Source organism: Mucilaginibacter sp. PAMB04274 (assembly GCF_039634385.2).
Taxonomy (GTDB): domain Bacteria; phylum Bacteroidota; class Bacteroidia; order Sphingobacteriales; family Sphingobacteriaceae; genus Mucilaginibacter.
In genome coordinates, this window is sequence record NZ_CP155081.2 from 377,372 (window position 1) to 395,578 (window position 18,207).

10 protein-coding genes and 1 tRNA gene are annotated in these 18,207 nt (G+C 43.7%); 6 read left to right on the plus strand and 5 right to left on the minus strand.

The window, feature by feature from the left end; all coding sequences use genetic code 11:
* The first annotated feature begins 24 nt into the window (after positions 1-24).
* Together ABDD95_RS01675 and ABDD95_RS01680 are read left to right on the plus strand one after the other, a co-directional pair.
* Positions 25-3,228 (plus strand): SusC/RagA family TonB-linked outer membrane protein, encoded by a 3,204-nt coding sequence (locus ABDD95_RS01675; RefSeq protein WP_345950171.1) that lies wholly within the window; start codon positions 25-27, stop codon positions 3,226-3,228.
* A 28-nt stretch (positions 3,229-3,256) separates the two neighbouring features.
* Entirely contained in the window at positions 3,257-4,750 is a 1,494-nt protein-coding gene (locus tag ABDD95_RS01680; RefSeq protein ID WP_345950172.1) for a RagB/SusD family nutrient uptake outer membrane protein, read from the plus strand.
* A 69-nt stretch (positions 4,751-4,819) separates the two neighbouring features.
* On the opposite strand, the gene ABDD95_RS01685 is transcribed toward ABDD95_RS01680, so the two are convergent.
* The gene (locus ABDD95_RS01685; RefSeq protein WP_345950173.1) at positions 4,820-5,713 is read right to left on the minus strand and encodes an LD-carboxypeptidase; all 894 of its coding nucleotides are present in this window, start codon (positions 5,711-5,713) and stop codon (positions 4,820-4,822) included.
* A 41-nt stretch (positions 5,714-5,754) separates the two neighbouring features.
* Here ABDD95_RS01685 and metG point away from each other — a divergent pair, with 41 nt between their 5' ends.
* Both metG and ABDD95_RS01695 read left to right on the plus strand, forming a co-directional pair.
* Positions 5,755-7,818 carry a methionine--tRNA ligase gene (metG, locus tag ABDD95_RS01690; RefSeq protein WP_345950174.1) on the plus strand — a complete coding sequence of 688 codons (2,064 nt, stop codon included), beginning with the start codon at positions 5,755-5,757 and terminating at the stop codon, positions 7,816-7,818.
* A gap of 77 nt (positions 7,819-7,895) precedes the next feature.
* A tRNA-Arg gene (locus ABDD95_RS01695) sits at positions 7,896-7,967 on the plus strand.
* Positions 7,968-8,126: 159 nt separating this feature from the next.
* On the opposite strand, the gene ABDD95_RS01700 is transcribed toward ABDD95_RS01695, so the two are convergent.
* From ABDD95_RS01700 to ABDD95_RS01710, 3 genes are all read right to left on the minus strand, one after another.
* The gene (locus ABDD95_RS01700; protein ID WP_345950175.1) at positions 8,127-9,668 is read right to left on the minus strand and encodes a RagB/SusD family nutrient uptake outer membrane protein; all 1,542 of its coding nucleotides are present in this window, start codon (positions 9,666-9,668) and stop codon (positions 8,127-8,129) included.
* 10 nt (positions 9,669-9,678) lie between these two features.
* Positions 9,679-12,828 carry a TonB-dependent receptor gene (locus ABDD95_RS01705; RefSeq protein WP_345950176.1) on the minus strand — a complete coding sequence of 1,050 codons (3,150 nt, stop codon included), beginning with the start codon at positions 12,826-12,828 and terminating at the stop codon, positions 9,679-9,681.
* Positions 12,829-14,002: 1,174 nt separating this feature from the next.
* Positions 14,003-14,500: a hypothetical protein gene (locus tag ABDD95_RS01710; RefSeq protein ID WP_345950177.1), complete on the minus strand. Its 498-nt coding sequence runs from the start codon at positions 14,498-14,500 to the stop codon at positions 14,003-14,005.
* A 193-nt stretch (positions 14,501-14,693) separates the two neighbouring features.
* Between ABDD95_RS01710 and ABDD95_RS01715 the strand changes: the two genes are divergently transcribed.
* The gene (locus ABDD95_RS01715; RefSeq protein ID WP_345950178.1) at positions 14,694-15,134 is read left to right on the plus strand and encodes a 4-fold beta flower protein; all 441 of its coding nucleotides are present in this window, start codon (positions 14,694-14,696) and stop codon (positions 15,132-15,134) included.
* A gap of 580 nt (positions 15,135-15,714) precedes the next feature.
* Here the strand turns inward: ABDD95_RS01715 and ABDD95_RS01720 are convergent.
* Positions 15,715-16,125 (minus strand): hypothetical protein, encoded by a 411-nt coding sequence (locus ABDD95_RS01720; RefSeq protein ID WP_345950179.1) that lies wholly within the window; start codon positions 16,123-16,125, stop codon positions 15,715-15,717.
* A gap of 175 nt (positions 16,126-16,300) precedes the next feature.
* On the opposite strand from ABDD95_RS01720, the gene ABDD95_RS01725 reads away from it, so the two are divergent.
* Positions 16,301-17,512, plus strand: coding sequence for a prolyl oligopeptidase family serine peptidase (locus tag ABDD95_RS01725; protein ID WP_345950180.1), 1,212 nt, complete (start codon positions 16,301-16,303; stop codon positions 17,510-17,512).
* The last annotated feature ends 695 nt before the right edge of the window (positions 17,513-18,207 follow it).

Genomic DNA, 18,207 nt, shown 5'->3' on the forward strand with positions numbered 1-18,207 from the left:
GCCGATTAACTAAACTATTAACTGATGAAAAAAACTTTACAAAGATTTTTGTGGGTTTTGCTGCTTATAGGTGGTCATGCCTATGCACAAACCCGAACTGTAATTGGTACAGTTACCAGTAAAGCCGATGGCCTCGCGTTACCCGGCGTGAGTGTAATGGTGAAAGGTTCCAAAACAGGAACGCAAACCGGTCCGGATGGTACGTACAACATTAAAGTTGCCAGTGGGCAAGCCTTGGTGTTTACATTCATTGGTTTCGAAAGCCAAACCATCACACCAAGCAACGACAGGCAAAATGTAGCCTTAGTTGGTTCGGCCAGCGCGCTGAATGAAGTTGTGGTAACCGGATACGGTACCCAAACCAGGAGAGCTGCCGTAGGTAGCGTTGCCAGTGTAAAAGGCGCTTCCATTTCACAATTGCCGGTACAAAGTTTTGACCAGGCACTGGCCGGTAGAGCAACAGGTGTACAAATTACCATACCTACAGGCGTGCTGAACTCACCCCCGGTCTTCCGTATCCGCGGTACAAACTCAATTTCGTTAAGCTCGCAGCCAATCTTTGTTATTGACGGGCAAGTAGTTTTTACGGGCGATGTTAGCTTAACCTCATCAGCTGGTAATGCCTTGTCAAACATCAATCCAAATGATATTGAAAGTATTGAGGTTGCTAAAGATGCTGCTGCTACAGCGTTATATGGTAGCCGGGCAGCCAACGGTGTGGTGTTTGTAACCACTAAAAAAGGTAAAGTAGGCAAACCAATAGTTAACTACAATGGCTGGGTGGGCTTTACTAACCCGTATCGTTTACCCGATATGATGAACGCCGTTGAGTATACGAATTATAAAAACACGGCTATTGCCAACGCAAGAGCTATACGTCCGGGTTCTGTAGCAGCATCTGCGGTAGCTATACCTGGTACTAACCCAACGCAGTTTTACCCTCAGGAGTTCAGGTTGCAATACGATGCCAACGGAAACGTAGTAGATACCGATTGGCAAAAAGTTGTTTACCGTCAGGGTGTATCACAAAACCATAACGTAAACATTTCGGGCGCTAATGATAATACCAGTTATTATGCTTCATTTGGCTATACCAATCAAAAAGGTATATACAACAAAAATGATTACAAACGTATTAACACCATTTTTAGCCTGGATAGCAAGATAAATAAAGTGCTTACTGCCGGTGGTAAGTTCACCTATTCAAACGAAAAGAACCTGGCTGCGGTTTCTTCAGGTTCGTTAAATGAAGAAGCCTACGGTACAGCCGGTTTAGGCCGTACAGCCATGGTAACAGCGCCCAATGTTTCGCCCTACAACGCTGATGGCTCTTACAACATTGGCACGCAATATATAGGCCCGGGTGCCAACTACCTGGCAGGTAACCAGGCTGGTTTCTACAACCCTGTGCCTTTGTTCGATTTAAACCGTTCAAACAACGAAATTAACCACGCACAAGGCAACGTTTATGCACAATTGAAGCCGGTGAGCTGGGTTAATCTTCGGTCGTTGTACAGTATTGATTACATCGATAGTGATAATGATCTTTTTGGTAACCCGATACACGGTGATGCGGTATCGACCGTGGGTTCAGCTACCGGTGCTTTCAGAAAATATGCCCGCCAAACCTGGACAAACACTGCACAGTTTGACTACACTTTTGCTACTAAACATAGTGTGAGTTTATTAGCAGGACAGGAACAACAGTTTACTTCAACCAGGGGATACGGCATTAACCGCCAGGGTTTGGCTGATTTAGATTTTAATGTGGTACAGGCAGGTGGTTATGCAACCAACTTGTCTACCAGTCAAATTATTTCTTCCAACTATCTGGCATCATTCTTTGGTCGCTTAAACTATAACTTCGATCAGAAATATTTTATAAGCGGTAACGTACGCGAGGATAATTACTCGGGTTTAGGTGTTAAAAAGGGTACGTTTTATGGTGTGGGTGCCAAGTGGGAAATAGCTCGTGAATCCTTCTGGACCGGTGCCGGTTTAGATAAAGTGTTCAGCTCGTTCCAGGTTAAAGGTAGCTATGGTAAGGTGGGCAATATAGCCGGTTTAGGTAGTTATGATTACTTGTCAACATTTGGTTCTGGTACTTACGCCGGCATTCCGTCTTTATCGTTTTCTGCTGCAGGCAATAACGTATTGCAGTGGGAAACCAGTAAGAAAACAGACGTTGGTATCAACTTCGGTATGTTTGGTGACCGCTTAACCGGTGAAATCACATACTACAAGAATGATATTGATAATTTAATTCTTCGCGTACCTCAACCGCCTTCTGCAGGGTTTCCAAATAGTATCTTACAAAACGTTGGCACCATGTACAACAAAGGTATTGAGTTGACATTAGGCGGTGTACCTATTCAAACCAAAGAGTTTAACTGGACCAGCAACTTCAACATTACTTTAAATAAAAACCTGGTTACTTCACTGGCAAATGGTTTAACGGAAATAGTTACAGCAACAGGTACTACAACTACCGGTGAGAATGTAAACTATACCACAGTTGGTAAATCATTAGGATATTTAAAGGTAGTGCGTACAGGTGGTGTGGATCCGCAAACAGGCCGAAGAATATTTTACAACGCAGCCGGCCGTGCTGTAACTTATCAGCACATTGTTCCAACAGGCGGTTCGCTATGGAGCTATTTAGACAACGGTGCACCAGCTACGGCTATCACTGCTGCTGATGCAGTTTATTATCAAAATTCTATTCCTAAATGGGTAGGTGGTTTTGACAATACTTTCAGATATAAAGGTTTTGACCTGAATGTGTTATTGACTTACCAGCTTGGTTTTTATGTGTCTTATGGCTCAAACGCTACATTGCACGATCAGCGTTTCTGGAACAACACTACAGACCTTTTGGATTACTGGACCAAACCTGGCGATGTTAAAGATGCGGTTAGACCAATATACGGTGATAACGTATCTTATGGCAACACCCTTCCAAGTGATTTCAACATATTTAAGGGCGATTTTGTGAAGTTGAAAAACGTTACGTTAGGGTATAATCTACCTAAATCAATTGCCTCAAAAATAAAAGTTAACAATGCCCGCATATATGTAAGCGGTCAAAATTTGGCTATCGCTACTAAATATCCTGGTCCGGATCCGGAAGTTGCCTCCAACGGAACAAGTTCTTCTGGTCAGGGATCTGACAGAAACGGTGGCCCTAACGCCCGTACCATTACATTCGGTGTGAATTTCGGGTTTTAATTATTGTTATACGATTCAAAAAAAAGCAATGAACAAGAAATATTTATTTGCAACAGTTCTGGCGGTGGGTACTTCGGTATTTACAGCTTGCAATAAAGAACGATTAAATGATGTGCCGAAAGATTCTATTGTGGCAGAAACTGCTTTAACCACGCCAGCACGAATTGTAGCCGGGGTTAACGGATTATATGCAACAATCAGGAGTGGCACATTTTATGGTGGCCGTTACCAGGTTTATAATGACATTCGTGGAGAGGACTTTCAGATAGAAACATCTAACCTGGTTACTGGTGCAGATGTATATCAGTTAAATTTAGCTAACAGCGCAACGGCCGTACAAGGCCTATGGGCTCAGGCTTATCTAGCCATCAACCGTATTAACGTATTTTTGGAAGGAATGGAAGCTACCGGGACAGCTACTATTGGTAATGCCGCTACGTCTAATGCTTATATAGGCGAGGCTCGCTTTTTGAGAGCTTTGTGTTACTATAGTTTATTACAACTGTATGCAAAACCCTATATAGATAATAATGGCGCTAATCCGGGCGTGCCGCTGCGTTTAACCGGAAATACCGGTGCCGGCAACTATGATTTAGCAAGAGCTAGCGTAGCACAGGTTTATGATCAGATATTACAGGATTTGAACTTTGCAGAAACTGCAGTACCGGTAGGCGCCTATGCAACGGTGGGTACCGTGCCCAGCGCTACAGTTACTGTAACCAGGGCACACAGAAATACTGTAATTTCGTTCAAAACACGTGTTCTTTTAACCATGCAGCGTTATAATGATGTAATTATTGAGGCAAACAAGATGGTGCCGACCACAGCTCCTTTTAAAGCAACTTCTGGTGTTGCACATGAGCTGCAGGCCGACCTTAAAACAGTTTTTACAAATTATACCACTACTGAGTCTATACTATCCATGCCATTTGTTGCCGGCGTTGAAAACCCGGGCGGCCAAAATCAGCTGGGTTACTACTGGTTTCAGAATGGTAGTACGCCGGGCGTGGGTGAGTATGCAGTTAGTTCATTACCTAACGGTATATTATCTAACCCACAATGGGGGGCTGCCGATAAAAGAAGAACAGATCTCTTGTTCGCAAGATCAAATAAGTTCTGGGTTTCAAAATTCCCTACGGGTGGCCAATACCAGGATTATGCACCTGTAATGCGCTGGCCCGAAGTGTTGCTTAACCTGGCCGAAGCCCGTGCACGCACCGCCGCCGCCGCTGCCGTTCCAGATGCACAGGCATTAGCTTTATTGAATGCGGTTCACCGCCGTTCGGACGCAACAGTTACCTTGGCGCCTGCTACCAATGCAGCATTGATTGATCAGATACTTACTGAAAGACGCATCGAGTTTATAGGTGAAGGCTTACGTAACATTGACCTGATGCGCTTGAGGCAAACTATACCGGCTAAACAGTCTGTGTCGGCAAAAGCACCAACCGAACAAGGTTATATTTGGCCAATATCAGCTAATGAGTTGATATTGAATAAACTGGCAGTAGATAACAAGTAATTAATTATAGTAGAATAAATAAAGCCCGGAGGCACTCGCCTCCGGGCTTTTTGTTTATGAGCCCTTTTCTTACAGTAGCTTTACAACAGCACTTTCTACGTCCAACTGCACTTCCCTGCCAAAAATCAGCGCGCAATTATTAGCCACATGCCCGGCCGGAAAATCGAAGCATACCGGGTACGTATATTCATCAACCAGTGCCTTTATAATTTCCTGTGCATTTTGGCCAAAGGGAATGTCATTGTCCTTTATTTCCGTAAAGCCGCCTACTATAAGCCCCGCTAGTTTAGCCAGTTTGCCTGCTCGTTTTAAGGTGTACATCAGGCGGTCAATGTTATACAAGTACTCGCCTACATCTTCAATAAATAAAATCTTGCCTTCATAATCGAAGTCTGATACCGAACCTGAAAGTGAAACCAATATTGCCAGGTTTCCCCCTGTTAAAATGCCCTGGGCTTTGCCACTTCTATTTAAGGGGTGCGCCGGTATCTGGTAACTTACTTCGGCTCCAAAAAGGGCTTTCCGCAGTGTTTCAAGCGAGGTTGATGTGGCATCGGGGATGTTAATTGGCATCTGGCCGTGTAGGGTCTCCATGCCTAAGTTCTGTTGTATATGTGCATGCAGCACAGTAATGTCGCTAAAGCCAATAAGCCATTTAGGGCTGCTTTTTAATCTGCTGAAATCAACTTTATCAATCATCCTAACGGTGCCATAGCCACCGCGGGCGGCAAAAATGGCTTTAGTGCTGTCGTCATCAACAAAGCGTTGCAGGTCGCGGGCACGGGTGTCATCATCGCCAGCAAACTGGTGGTAATCGGCCGTAATAGTTTCGCCTAATACTACTTCCAAACCCCAACTTTGCAGCAGAGCTACGGCATCATCCATAGGCTGGGGGAGTTTTTTTGCCGGGCACACAATGGCCACACGGTCACCTTTTTGAATATATGGGGGAGTTATGCTCATATTTGAATTATCTTTGCAAAATAGAAAAACGGAACAACAATTTGGAAGCTCAAAAATATAAACGATATACCATAACTGCGGCATTACCTTATGCTAATGGCCCAAAACATATTGGTCACCTGGCGGGCGCTTACATTCCGGCCGATTTGTATGTGCGTTACCTGCGCCTGCAACGCCGCGATGTAGTGTTTGTATGCGGGTCTGACGAGCACGGCACAGCCATTGCCAATCAAGCCATGAAAGAAGGTACAACCCCAAGGGCTATTATCGATAAATATCATGAGCTGATCAAATACTGTTTCGAAAAGCTGAATATCTCTTTCGATATCTATCACCGCACTAGTGCCCCCCTGCACCACGAAACGGCGCAGGATTTTTTCAGGGTGCTAAACGCCAAAGGCGATTTTGTGGAGCGCGAGTCGGACCAGTATTATGATGAAGAAGCCAAGGCTTTTTTGGCCGACCGCTATATAATAGGTACCTGCCCTGTTTGCAGCAACGATAATGCCTATGGCGATCAGTGCGAAAAATGCGGCAGCTCCCTGAGTCCCGATGAGCTGATTAATCCGCGCTCTACCCTGAGTGGTAATAAGCCGGTATTAAAACCTACCAAACACTGGTATTTACCGTTAGATAAGTATGAAGGCTGGCTGCGCGAGTGGATACTAGAGGGACATGCCAACGACTGGAAAACAAACGTATACGGCCAGTGCAAAAGCTGGATTGACGGAGGCTTGCACCCACGCGCGGTAACGCGCGATTTAGACTGGGGTATAAAAGTGCCTGTTGAAGGTGCCGATGGCAAAGTGCTATATGTTTGGTTTGATGCGCCTATAGGTTATATATCGGCCACTAAGCAGTGGGCCTTAAATAACGGTAAAGACTGGAAACTGTACTGGCAAGATCCCGAAAGCAAATTGGTACACTTTATTGGTAAGGATAATATCGTGTTCCATTGTATCGTTTTTCCGGCCATGCTAAAAGCGCACGGAGAGTTTGTGTTGCCTGATAACGTACCTGCTAATGAGTTTATGAACCTGGAAGGCGATAAAATGTCGACCAGCCGTGGTTGGAGCATTGAAATGCATGAGTACCTTGAGGATTTTCCGGATAAGGTAGACGAGCTGCGTTACTACCTAACGGCCATAGCGCCCGAAACCAGCGACAGTGAGTTTACCTGGAAAGATTACCAGGCCCGTGTAAATAACGAGCTGGTGGCCATCTTAGGTAACTTGGTTAACCGGGTAATGATACTGATGCATAAGTTTTTTGACGGTAAGGTTGAGGCCGATACTGCGCAGATTACTTTAAAAGATGAAAGCTTAACTACCGAACTCCATCGCTTGTACAACGAGCTGGAGCAAAGTTTTGAAAGCTATAAATTTAGGCAGGCACAGCAGATTGTTATGGAGATTGCACGCTTGGGCAACCGTTATCTAACCGAGCAGGAACCCTGGAAGACCATTAAAACTAACCCTGAAGCCGCACGCCAAGCACTGCACAATTGTTTGGTGCTGATGGGGCATATTGCTACCTGCCTGCAGCCGTTTTTACCGGGTACCGCGCAAAAGATATTGTACATGCTCAACTGGCCCGATGATGTGATCTACTTTGATCAGGAAATGTTATTTACCAGTGGTCATCAGCTAAATGCGGCCAGTCTGTTATTTGAAAAGCTGGAAGACGAAGTGATTGAAAAACAGATACAGAAACTGATTAATAAAAAGCAAGCTTTGGAAATCGTAATAGAAGAAACCACACCATTGGTGCCTGCTAAAGAAAACATCAACTATGAGCAGTTTGCAGCTATGGATATACGTACCGGCACTATTTTAACAGCCGAAAAGGTGGCCAAGACCAAGAAACTGTTAAAGCTCACTATTGATACCGGACTGGATCGGCGCACGGTAGTGTCGGGCATTGCCGAGTATTTTGAGCCGGATGCCATTATTGGCAAGCAGGTTAGCATACTCGTCAACCTCGAGCCACGCGAAATCAAGGGTATCCTGTCGCAGGGGATGATCCTGATGGCAGAGGATGCCCAGGGTAAGCTCAGCTTTGTATCACCCGGTGCCGATATGCACAACGGCTCGGTGGTCAGGTAAAAAAGCTGCAAAAAATAAGCAGCGCTGTAAATGTGCAGATAAATCAAAAAATTTGCACATTTGCACTTTAACCGAATGCCCCTGTAGTTCAACGGATAGAATAGAAGTTTCCTAAACTTTAGATATGAGTTCGATTCTCGTCGGGGGTACAAAAGCCCTTCCATGGCAAATGGAAGGGCTTTTTTGTATAATGTGTATAATTATTGTATTAATTTATAACATTAGTAAGAAATACAGATTCAATCTACCAACCTAAAGTTATTAAAAAAGGCCTTGCTTAGCAAGGCCTTTATCGTTAAATGGAGATTCTAATAACCTGTGTTCTGTCTTAGTTGCGGGTTATTGTCCAGCTCACTCTGCTGAAACGGCAATAGGTAATTGTTAGTGCCAAATACCAGCGTTGTGCCCGCAGGTGTTTTTAAAGTTGGCAGCTTAATGTGGGCTATATTCCAGCGCTTCAAATCAAAATAGCGTTGTCCTTCCAAGGCCAGCTCAATGCGTCGTTCGTGGCGTATCGCTTCGCGCAGTAGATCTTTGGTGCTATAGCGGGTTCGATCCAACGGCGGCATATTAACGCCGGCGCGGCCCCTTACGGCATCCACGGCATCGTATACGCTACTGCTTGGGCCGTTGGCCTCGTTCTGGGCCTCCGCATACATCAATAAAACATCAGCATAACGCAGATGTACATAGTCCTGGTCGGTAGACTGCGCTGTTGAGGTGGTAAAAGGCGCTCGCGAAAGGTCGACATACTTTTCCATAATGAAGGTGGTTTGCGACACGTAGCTACCTGACCAAACCGTGCCCTGTGCGTTACGCCAGACTTCACCCGGCAGTTTAATCGTAAGATCTAAACGCGGGTCCCGGTTAGCATAGGGTGTCGCAGCATTATACAAAGGAGATTCTGTAATGCGCCTGCCATCGGTCATCTCATAATCATCAATCAAATCTTTATACGGCATAATGAGCGAGAACCAGCCCAATTCAATATCCATGCCCTGGTTGGCCCTTTGAATGTTGTTCGGCGCCAGGTACTGGGTGGAAAACATAATTTCGTTGTTACTGCCTGCACCGCTACTCTGCCCGGCTGTTTTAAACAGGTTGGCATAGTTGTTAGCCAAAGCAAACTTACCTGAGCTGATAATTTCCTGTGCAAGGCCTGCAGCTTCAGCCCAGCGTTGCTGGGTTAATAGCACCCTTACCTTTATACCTTTGGCACTGCCTCTTACCGCATGGCCGGTATATCGGTCATCGGGCAGGTTGGCAATTGCAAAGTCCAGGTCTTCGTTTATAAAGGCATATACGTCTGCCGCACTGCTTTTGGCAATCTTGGCATCATCTGCGGTAGGCGGACTGGTACGGTATATAGGCACACCGCCAAACAACTGCACCAGGTCAAAATAGGCCAGTGCCCTGATGAATCTTACCTCGGCTTTGTACACGTTCTTTGCGGCATCTGTAAGTGGCGCCTTGTCTACGTTATCCAAAAAGAAGTTACAGCTTGATATAGCCCGGTAAGGTGAGCTGTACAGGTTGTTGATGGCGCCGCCTGTGGCAGCCGAAAGGTTACCCGTGGTAAGCGTATTCATGTTACCACCTTGATTGGTATTGTTATCCAGAAAGGCATTATCTGAAAGGCCATCGAGATAAACCCGTTCGTAACCTAAAAAGTTTTGCTGCAGCCTGGAGTACACGCCTGCAAGCGCGGTTTGCACATCGGTTTCAGACTGCCAGAAGATCTGACTCGAAACACTGTTGAGAGGATTGCGATCTAAAAAGTCCTTGTTGCAGGATGATATAGCTACCAGCACAATCATTGAGGCCGACCGCAGTAAATATTTTGTTTTCATGATGCTCAGTTTAAAATTTAACATTGATACCAAAGTTGTAGATACGGGTTTGCGGATATTGGGCATAGTTACCCGTTACGCTAGGGCCCCCAACGCTGCCGTTCAGCCTTTCAGGATCAGCACCTTCATAATTAGTTATGGTGAACAGGTTTTCGCCTGAGAAATAAATACTGGCGCCCTTGGCCCCCACTTTCCGTATCAGGTCGGTTGGCAGTGTATACGTAAGCGTAACGTTCTTCATACGCAGGTAAGACGCATCCATCAGGTAATAAGTTGAACCTACATAATTGGCCACCCCGGTATAACCCGCAATGTAAAGTGCAGGTAAGGTTTGGCTGCGGTTCTCAGGTGTCCAGGCGTTGCGCCACTTTTCCGTTGGTGCGGTGCCCTGCATAAATGGATCAATGCCCCAGTTATTCACCCGGTTTTTTAAGCCTTGTACACCCTGAAAGAAAGTACTCAGGTTAAATGCTTTGTAGCCCACATGAAAACCGAATGAGTAGGTGTAGTCAGCATAAGCGCCATCAACAACAGTACGATCATTGGCATCCACTACGTTATCACCATTAAGATCTTTAATCTTCAGATCGCCGGGTTTAGGATTAGGGTTAAGTGCGTGGCGTGGTACCGCCGGATTACCTATATCCTCTACCTGGAAAATGCCGTCCCATACATACAGGTAATGGGCATCGTATGGTAGGCCAACCTGCCTTATACTGGTGCCGCTGGTACTTGGCGTACGTATTTTAAGCAGCTTGTTTTTAGCAGTAGCAAACACCACGTTGGCGCCGTAGGTGAACTGGCCAATCCGGTTATCATGTCTTAGTTCCAATTCCACACCACGGTTTTGTAGTTCGCCGTCGTTAGTGGTGGGGGCACCTAAACCCAAACTCGCGGGTACGGGTTGTTGTGCCAGTACGTTATAGGTCTTTTTATCAAACCAATCAAACGTAATACCTAACAAACCCCGCCAGGCCTCAAAATCAAAGCCCAAGTCAACTATACGGGTTGATTCCCAACGCAGGCTCTGGTCGCGCAGTATGCTGATTACGGCGCCTTGCTGCAAAGCCGTGTTGCCAAATGGATAACCAATATTATCAGTCACCAAGTTATCCTGGTACAAGTAAGTACCCACATCCTGGTTACCCAGTACACCGTATGATCCACGCACTTTAAAGCTCGTTAACCAGTTAAACCGGCGCATAAAGCTTTCCTCAGAAACCAGCCAGCCTGCCGAAACTGAAGGGAATGCTCCCCAGCGGTATTGTGGCGAAACTTTGGAAGTGCCGTCATAACGCAAGTTAGCTTCGAGCAGGTATTTATTCTTAAAGTTATAATTCAACCGGCCGAAAAAGGACTGCATGGCCCACTCCGATGGGTTAACCGGTATTCCCGGCAGCCTGGGTGAAGTGTTAAACAGTGTCTGATTGGTTGGCGAATAACCGCTCAATTCCTCCAAAATAGGAAACGCGCTGTTGGGCCGGTTTGCGCGTAAGGTTTGATAGCGGTTGAATAGCTGCTCATACCCGGCCAGTACTTTAAAGTTGTGATCTTTTGCTACGGTGGTTTGATAAGTTAGCGTACTGTAAACGGTAGGCGATATGGTTTTGGTATACTGATCGGTAACGCCCAGAATATCTGGCGGACCATTATCAAAAAACTTGTAATCGCCGTTGGCGCCCCGTTCCTGCAGCAGGTAGGTATTGATACCGTGCTGGTACATTTTATAGTACTCATCCACATAATTTACCGCTACTTTCGTAGACCAGGTAAGATTAGGCAGAAACTTTACATCCAGGTAGGCTTGTCCGTTAAAGTTGTACTCCTTAGTGTTTTGGTAACCCATGTTGAAAACCGTTTCAGGGTTACGGTTGCGGCCTTCGTTCTCGTATGCGCGCTGTGCAATACGGCCGCTGCCATCGGGCAGGTAGGGACCATAAAGCGGACCAGCAGCCAATACCAGTAGCATCATGTTCTCGCTTGTAAAAGGCGGATCAGTACGGTCACGATAGGCCAGGTTTAAGGATGTACCAAAACTTACCGCTTTGCTGATTTGGTTGGTATAGTTAAGCAATGTGTTATACCGCTTAAACTTGTAATTGGGCAATACACCGTTCTGATTCAAATAGCTGGCCGATACATTGAATGCACTTTTATCACTACCACCCGACACGCTGATATTATGGTTGTTAACCACTGCTGGCTGAATATAATAATCGAGGTAGTCAAAATTGGGGTACTGGTTTTTATCCGAAGCGTTGCGGTAAGCATCAATACGTGCCTGGGTGTAAATTTCGGGTAGGCCCTGCCTGCGTGCTGCTGTGCGGTACATTTCCATATAGTCTACCGAGTTGGTAATCAGATCAGGCAGGGCATTGGCTACGTTGATAGAGACGTTACCCCGGTAGCTTACCGTGGTAGTGCCTTTTTTTCCTTTTTTAGTGGTTACCAGCACGACGCCGTTAGCTGCACGTGCACCGTATATAGAGGCCGATGCGGCATCTTTTAACACCGTAACATTTTCAATATCATCAGGCGAAAGAACAGACATATTGCCAATCACGCCGTCGACCAATACCAATGGCTGTGTATTTGTACCCGAACTGAACGAGCCACGTCCCCTGATGAGAAAGCCCGGATTATCACGACCTGGTTCGGCCGAAGGCTGGGTTACCTGCAGGCCTGCTATACGACCTTGTAACAAGTTAGCCGCGTTTGGGGCAGGCCTTTCGGTTAGGGTTGCCCCGGTAACTGTGCCTACTGAACCAGTAAGGTTGGCCTTTCGTTGCACGCCATAACCTACCACTACTACATCTTCAAGCGCTTTATTGTCATTTTGTAAGGTAATATTCACGTTTTGCCTTCCGGCAAGCGCAACTTCCTGGGTAACATAGCCTACATAAGTAACCACAAGGGTGACATTATCAGGAGCTATTATTTTGAAGTTACCGTTCACGTCAGTCATGGTAGCGGTACTACCATTTTTAATTCTAATGCTGACGCCTACTAATTCTTCGCCACTATTGGAGGTAATACGGCCGGTAATAGGCACAGGTGTGTTGGTTTGGGCCGTAAGCCGGCTAGTGCAGAGCAGCAGCAACAGAAAAAGCACCTGAAAAGTGCGGCTGCCTGCTTTTTTGAGCAGAGTAAAGTTTTTCATAATCGTTGGTTTTAGTAATTGGTCTTGTAGCAAGCGTGGTAGCTTACCAAAATTGCTTTTGCGTGAGGATAGATGTACTGTTAGGTCATAGTGTAAGTTTTAAGGTTAACGAAATTGTAGTTTAACAAACAGCTCAGACCACCCAAAAATTAGACAATAAACTGCTGGCCTGTTTGTATACACAAGCGCAAACGAAATTGAAGTCGAAGCAGTACCCCCCGGCAGTAGCATTAGCCTGCCATGATGATGCTTGCTTTACTCGGTTTAAAAAGTAATTGTCTAGCTTCGGTTATGGTAATTGGTAGCGGCTGTTAAAACCTGTGGTAATAGTAATTATAGATAGCGTGAGATAATTGCACTTGATTATCATTTTCTTGTAGCATTTTGACAACGATTATATTCGGAGCTTGAATTTTCCAAGTATTGAAGTAAGTTTCTGTTTAATTGCTTAAGAGTGTTTAATAAAACCATGCGTACTTTTTATGAAATTAATATCAGCAATAAATCACTGATACTTAAAGCTGGATTGAAGATAAGCAGGTCGGCTCAATGACCCCTTACCTAGTTAATTTAGGAACCAAGATTTGTACTTACGGAGGTCATCAATCAAGCGGTTATGTGTCGATTTACTCATCCCTTTTTGCGATGTATAACTTAGAGGATGACAAATGGCCACCAGTCAAGAATTACAGCTATTATACCGGCTGGGTCTGTTAAACTGAGGGATTCATGATGGGAAATAAACAATAAGCTATACTTGGGTTTAGGACGCGACCGATACTCCAATGGTAAATATATATGCCAGTAAGATAATAATAACTTGTACCAGGTCTCGATCATTTACATCCTAAAACGAAATAGTGATATGAATTTAAAGCTTTAGTTCTAAGCAGATTACTAATGCCACGTAGTCCAGTTTCCACTATGAATTTAAATCTTTGTGGTTAAGGAACCACATCAAATCCAGCTGAATAACTAGCGAATCATCAATGCCGGTGGGTTGCATGTATTTGACACCCTGGATGCTCAACTGATCCAGGCGCTCGACAATCTCAGCTTCTAATATCTCAAATTTGAATACAGTGCTTGCAAACTGGGATTAAACGGCAGGTTTTAGATGGGTTGATGGAAATGCTTCTTTGTATTTGGGTGTCAGTATTAGCAATGAGGTTTCTTATTTAGAAATTCGCTCCCAATTAAACCACTTATATTCTGTAAGGCAAGAGTTAGCTGCCGATGGATAAGTTACGCTATAAAAACCTAATGCGGTTTCACTGAATTCGTGAAACTCAAACTTAAAATTAGAGATTGCGTTTACTAGCAAATCATCAGATTTTGCATTTACAATCTTATAGTTGGAAAACTTGATAAAGAAGTGGTCAATATCCTGATCAGAATAAGTCCAATTGAATGTTGCTAAAAGCTCCCCGTTCGCGGTGATATTGCCAGAGCCATCAGGACTGATCAAAAGAATATTCGACAACTGACTTCCCTCTCGCGTTACACTGCTGCTCCCAGGGTTGCCTGCATTTCCGCAATTAACCACATCAAGGCTAAATTTTCTGGCCTTCCAGGTACCAACAACAGTGAATTCAATTTCTTCGTCTTCTTTCTTTTCACATGAGGTAATAAACAGTAAACTAAACAACGACAAATAGACTAACTTCTTCATGATTATAAGAATGATATTCTATAAACATCTGTAAACTAACCTTAACAGTACAATAATATAGTTGATTGTGTATTTAATTGTGAAGGCAGTGGTTGTCGATTTAGACCAACATTCGCGTTAAATAGCTTTTTAGCCCGCACTAACACTCCTGGCCCGATTTTTAAAGTAGTATATTCGAGAGCGATTGGATATTATGAAAGGAAAGCTTTTTGTTGCTATGTTGACTGTGCTTATAAGTGCATCATCCTTCGGACTGTGGGGTAGAAATGAGACTTCTCTTTTCGATAAAGAAGGTGAAGCTAAAGCATTTATTAGTGAAGATTCGACAATATACTTATGGGACGGCGCGCCGGTTGCCTATTTAAGTGATGCATATAATGCCTGGCATATTTACGGGTTCAATGGCGATCATTTGGGTTGGTATGCAAACGGCATTATATATAATAATGACGGGGACATTGTTGGTGCTCAAAAAGGCGCTGCCAACTTGATTACCTCAAGTGAAATAGGAAAGGGAATGAAAAGTATGAAGCCATTTCCAAGTCTCAAGAAGATAGCTCCTGGAAAACCCATATTTTCAAGTAGTTGGAGCAAAACACCATTAGAGGGGTTTTTAAAAGCAGGTAAAGATTAAAGTCAGATAATACTACACTGCACACTTTTTCTCACCATTGCGCAATCTGCTTTACGAGGATTTAAAGACGTTCATAATGCCGTTATTATTAGATAACTATGCTCTAAATAATGCGCAATGATCAGGCTTTTTGCTTCGGTACTCATTTCATCAGCGTCTTTGATGTTTTCGTGTTTTCAATCAAATCGGTGGAACCCAAAACAGCTACTACGAACTGAACCTGAAAGCACCTTTGTCTATCAATCTATCCATTGAAATAGCTTACTAATTTTGGTAGCGTGTATGCCATCATCCAGGTTAATGGAAAGATTATATAGAAGTAATGGTGAACCCGAAGGGGTTTCTAAAAACCTATTCAAGGTCGTTCAGCACCCCGCATTGTTAAATAATTGCAGAAGATTTTCTGTTGGCTAGATATATCGCTTAATGATGTGACTTACGTGTTGGGCGCTTAAAAATTTAATAAGTCAGTTAATAGTTAGAGCCGGCAAGGGTTTCATAGTACCTGAGCCGGCTTATTTTTAATTACGTTCTATTGCTGTTGTATTAGGTGATGCCTGATTGCTTTGGTATCAATAAACTATGGGAGACTTAAAACCTCGCTGGTATGGCTGGTAACGTAGTTCTGCAGTTCATGTACATACTTTATGGTTTGACTGTTATTATTTGCCTCACTTGAAATGGTGATTTCTTCCACGTCTGCGTCAGTTGGTTGCAACGATACGGTTATGCCATTGCGAGTAAACTTTTTTTGTGTGGGTATGGCAAAGTTTTGGTCTCCGGGGGCTTGGGTAAAGTTAAGCTCCAGTAGCCATAAATCTGTCAGCGGAATGGGTGCTACTTCTGCAGGCTGTAACTGCAGGTTTGCAAATGGATCATTGATAGATGCAACTGTGATTTGGTCGCCGACACCTAAAACACGGCAGATTTCTAACGCCCCGGCAGCTTGCAGGTGTACATAATTATTAACTGCTATTTTATCAGTTTCCATAAGTAATATATAAAGGATTGGCCCGATAGAATTGTTTTTTTAATTGATTATAGCCGCAGGAAATTGCTTGATAGAGAAAGAATAAATTGACAAATCGAAGCTCTGATTTAATTTTTATTTAATTTATATTCTCGATAATTAATATGTAGATTGCTCACGCAAAAATCTTAATCACATGAAAAAAAAATTACATTATGCCAGCTACCTGCTGGTTATGCTGCTGATTTTCAGCGGTTGTAAAAAAGACCGTAACGAAGATGAACCAGAACAAACAGATTCTAATAAGGAGTTCTTTGTGTCGTCTGCAACTTCGGGTAGTTTTACAAAAGTACAATTGCAAGCTTTAGCTGCATTGCAAGGTTTTGGATCTTTTTTGCCGCTTATACAGTATGATGTAGACTTTTATAAAATTACTTACCAAACAACATACAAAGGCAGTAAGATTAATGCTTCCGGCTTGTTGTGTATTCCCAAAGGCATGACCACAACTCCCGCGTTGCTCAGCGCGCAGCATGGTACTATGTTCAGAGATGCTGATGCGCCGTCGAACTTTCCAAACACGTTTACCGGTTTTGAATTATTTGCATCAGCTGGTTTCATTACGGTTATCCCCGATTTTATTGGCTATGGCGTATCAAAAGATATTATTCATCCTTACTATGACATGCAAACTTCAGGTTTGGCTGTAACCGATATGCTGAAGGCTGCAAAGTATTACTTAAAGGATAAGAACATTGCAGTTAATAATAAGCTGTTTCTGATCGGGTATTCGGAAGGCGGGTATGTAACTATGGCGGCTCAAAAAGAAATTGAAACCCATACCAGTCATAACTTAACCTTAACAGCTGCTGCTGAAGGTGCTGGTGGCTATGATGTTTCGGGCATGTTAGCTAAGGTAGCCACGGTGCCTACCTATCCTGATCCGTCTTTCTTTGCGTTATTTATGATTGGTTATAATTCTATTTATAATTATAACCGTCCTTTAACCGACTTTTTTACCCAGCCCTATGCCACTAATATACCAGGCTTATTGGATGGCAGCAAAACCAGCGACCAGATTAACGCTGCCCTGCCTGCTGCCCCTTCTGCGCTTTTTAACCCCACTTTTTACAGTAGTTTAAGTAACCCGTTGGCCGAAACTAATTTCAAAGCTCAAGTAGCGGCCAATAGCTTTCCTAATTGGTATCCGGTTAGCCCAACCAGGTTATACCATGGCACGGCAGATCAAAATGTTTATTATGAAACCAGCCAATCTACATTTAACAGGTTTAAGGCGGCCGGTTCGGCGCAAATAACGTTAACTTCAATTCCGGGAGGCACACACGAAACCAGTGTAACGCCCATGATGCTGGATGCCTTACCCTGGTTTAAATCATTAGCGCAATAATCCTTTTTAAGCTTGCTTGGTAGTTAATAATATAGCAAGATGTTATAACTAAAACGCAGCTTTATCCAAAGGAAAAGCTGCGTTTTTCCTAAAGGTGAAATTTTTAATAAACCAACAGTTAAATATACTATCAGTTGATTGTGTATTTAATTGTGTATTAATATTTTACAATTGAAATGTTATATTTGTATTGTCACCCCTAAATTGACTAATCAACTATATAACCCATTTCATGAACGCCCCTAAAAATACATGCCCTAAATGTGGTATTGCGCCGTTACACCGTATTAAGCGAAGCAGGCTGGTAAAAAGCCTGTTCTTTTTCTTGCCCATACGTAGGTTTTGTTGTTATTATTGTAATGATACGCTCTACCTGGTGGGAAAGCAAGGCAATTATTTGTCATCACAATCTTTTATCAAGGAGTCATCTTCATCTTTCACATCCTGATAGGTCTGGATGCTTCTCTAATCATGCTTTTCGATACAAAATGGCATAAGTAAGGCAAATTAGTTGTAACAAAATCCAGTATATAACGTACACAAGCTACATACCCCCTAAATCACTATTGTATGTATAAAGCTTTTCGTAGTATACTAAGCCGTACTTTTACATTAAGTGCCCTATTAGTGCTTGCATTTATTAGTAACTTTTTTTTATTGGCAATGGTTGCCAACCAGCTAATAGAAAAGTGTAT

What these genes read in the sequence shown, in the direction of transcription:
- ABDD95_RS01705 (WP_345950176.1), bottom strand. Translation starts at nt 12,828, where the DNA reads ATGAAAAACTTTACTCTGCTCAAAAAAGCAGGCAGCCGCACTTTTCAG.
- ABDD95_RS01685 (WP_345950173.1), bottom strand. Translation starts at nt 5,713, where the DNA reads ATGAGCATAACTCCCCCATATATTCAAAAAGGTGACCGTGTGGCCATT.
- ABDD95_RS01720 (WP_345950179.1), bottom strand. Translation starts at nt 16,125, where the DNA reads ATGGAAACTGATAAAATAGCAGTTAATAATTATGTACACCTGCAAGCT.
- ABDD95_RS01710 (WP_345950177.1), bottom strand. Translation starts at nt 14,500, where the DNA reads ATGAAGAAGTTAGTCTATTTGTCGTTGTTTAGTTTACTGTTTATTACC.
- ABDD95_RS01700 (WP_345950175.1), bottom strand. Translation starts at nt 9,668, where the DNA reads ATGAAAACAAAATATTTACTGCGGTCGGCCTCAATGATTGTGCTGGTA.
- ABDD95_RS01675 (WP_345950171.1), top strand. Translation starts at nt 25, where the DNA reads ATGAAAAAAACTTTACAAAGATTTTTGTGGGTTTTGCTGCTTATAGGT.
- ABDD95_RS01725 (WP_345950180.1), top strand. Translation starts at nt 16,301, where the DNA reads ATGAAAAAAAAATTACATTATGCCAGCTACCTGCTGGTTATGCTGCTG.
- ABDD95_RS01680 (WP_345950172.1), top strand. Translation starts at nt 3,257, where the DNA reads ATGAACAAGAAATATTTATTTGCAACAGTTCTGGCGGTGGGTACTTCG.
- ABDD95_RS01715 (WP_345950178.1), top strand. Translation starts at nt 14,694, where the DNA reads ATGAAAGGAAAGCTTTTTGTTGCTATGTTGACTGTGCTTATAAGTGCA.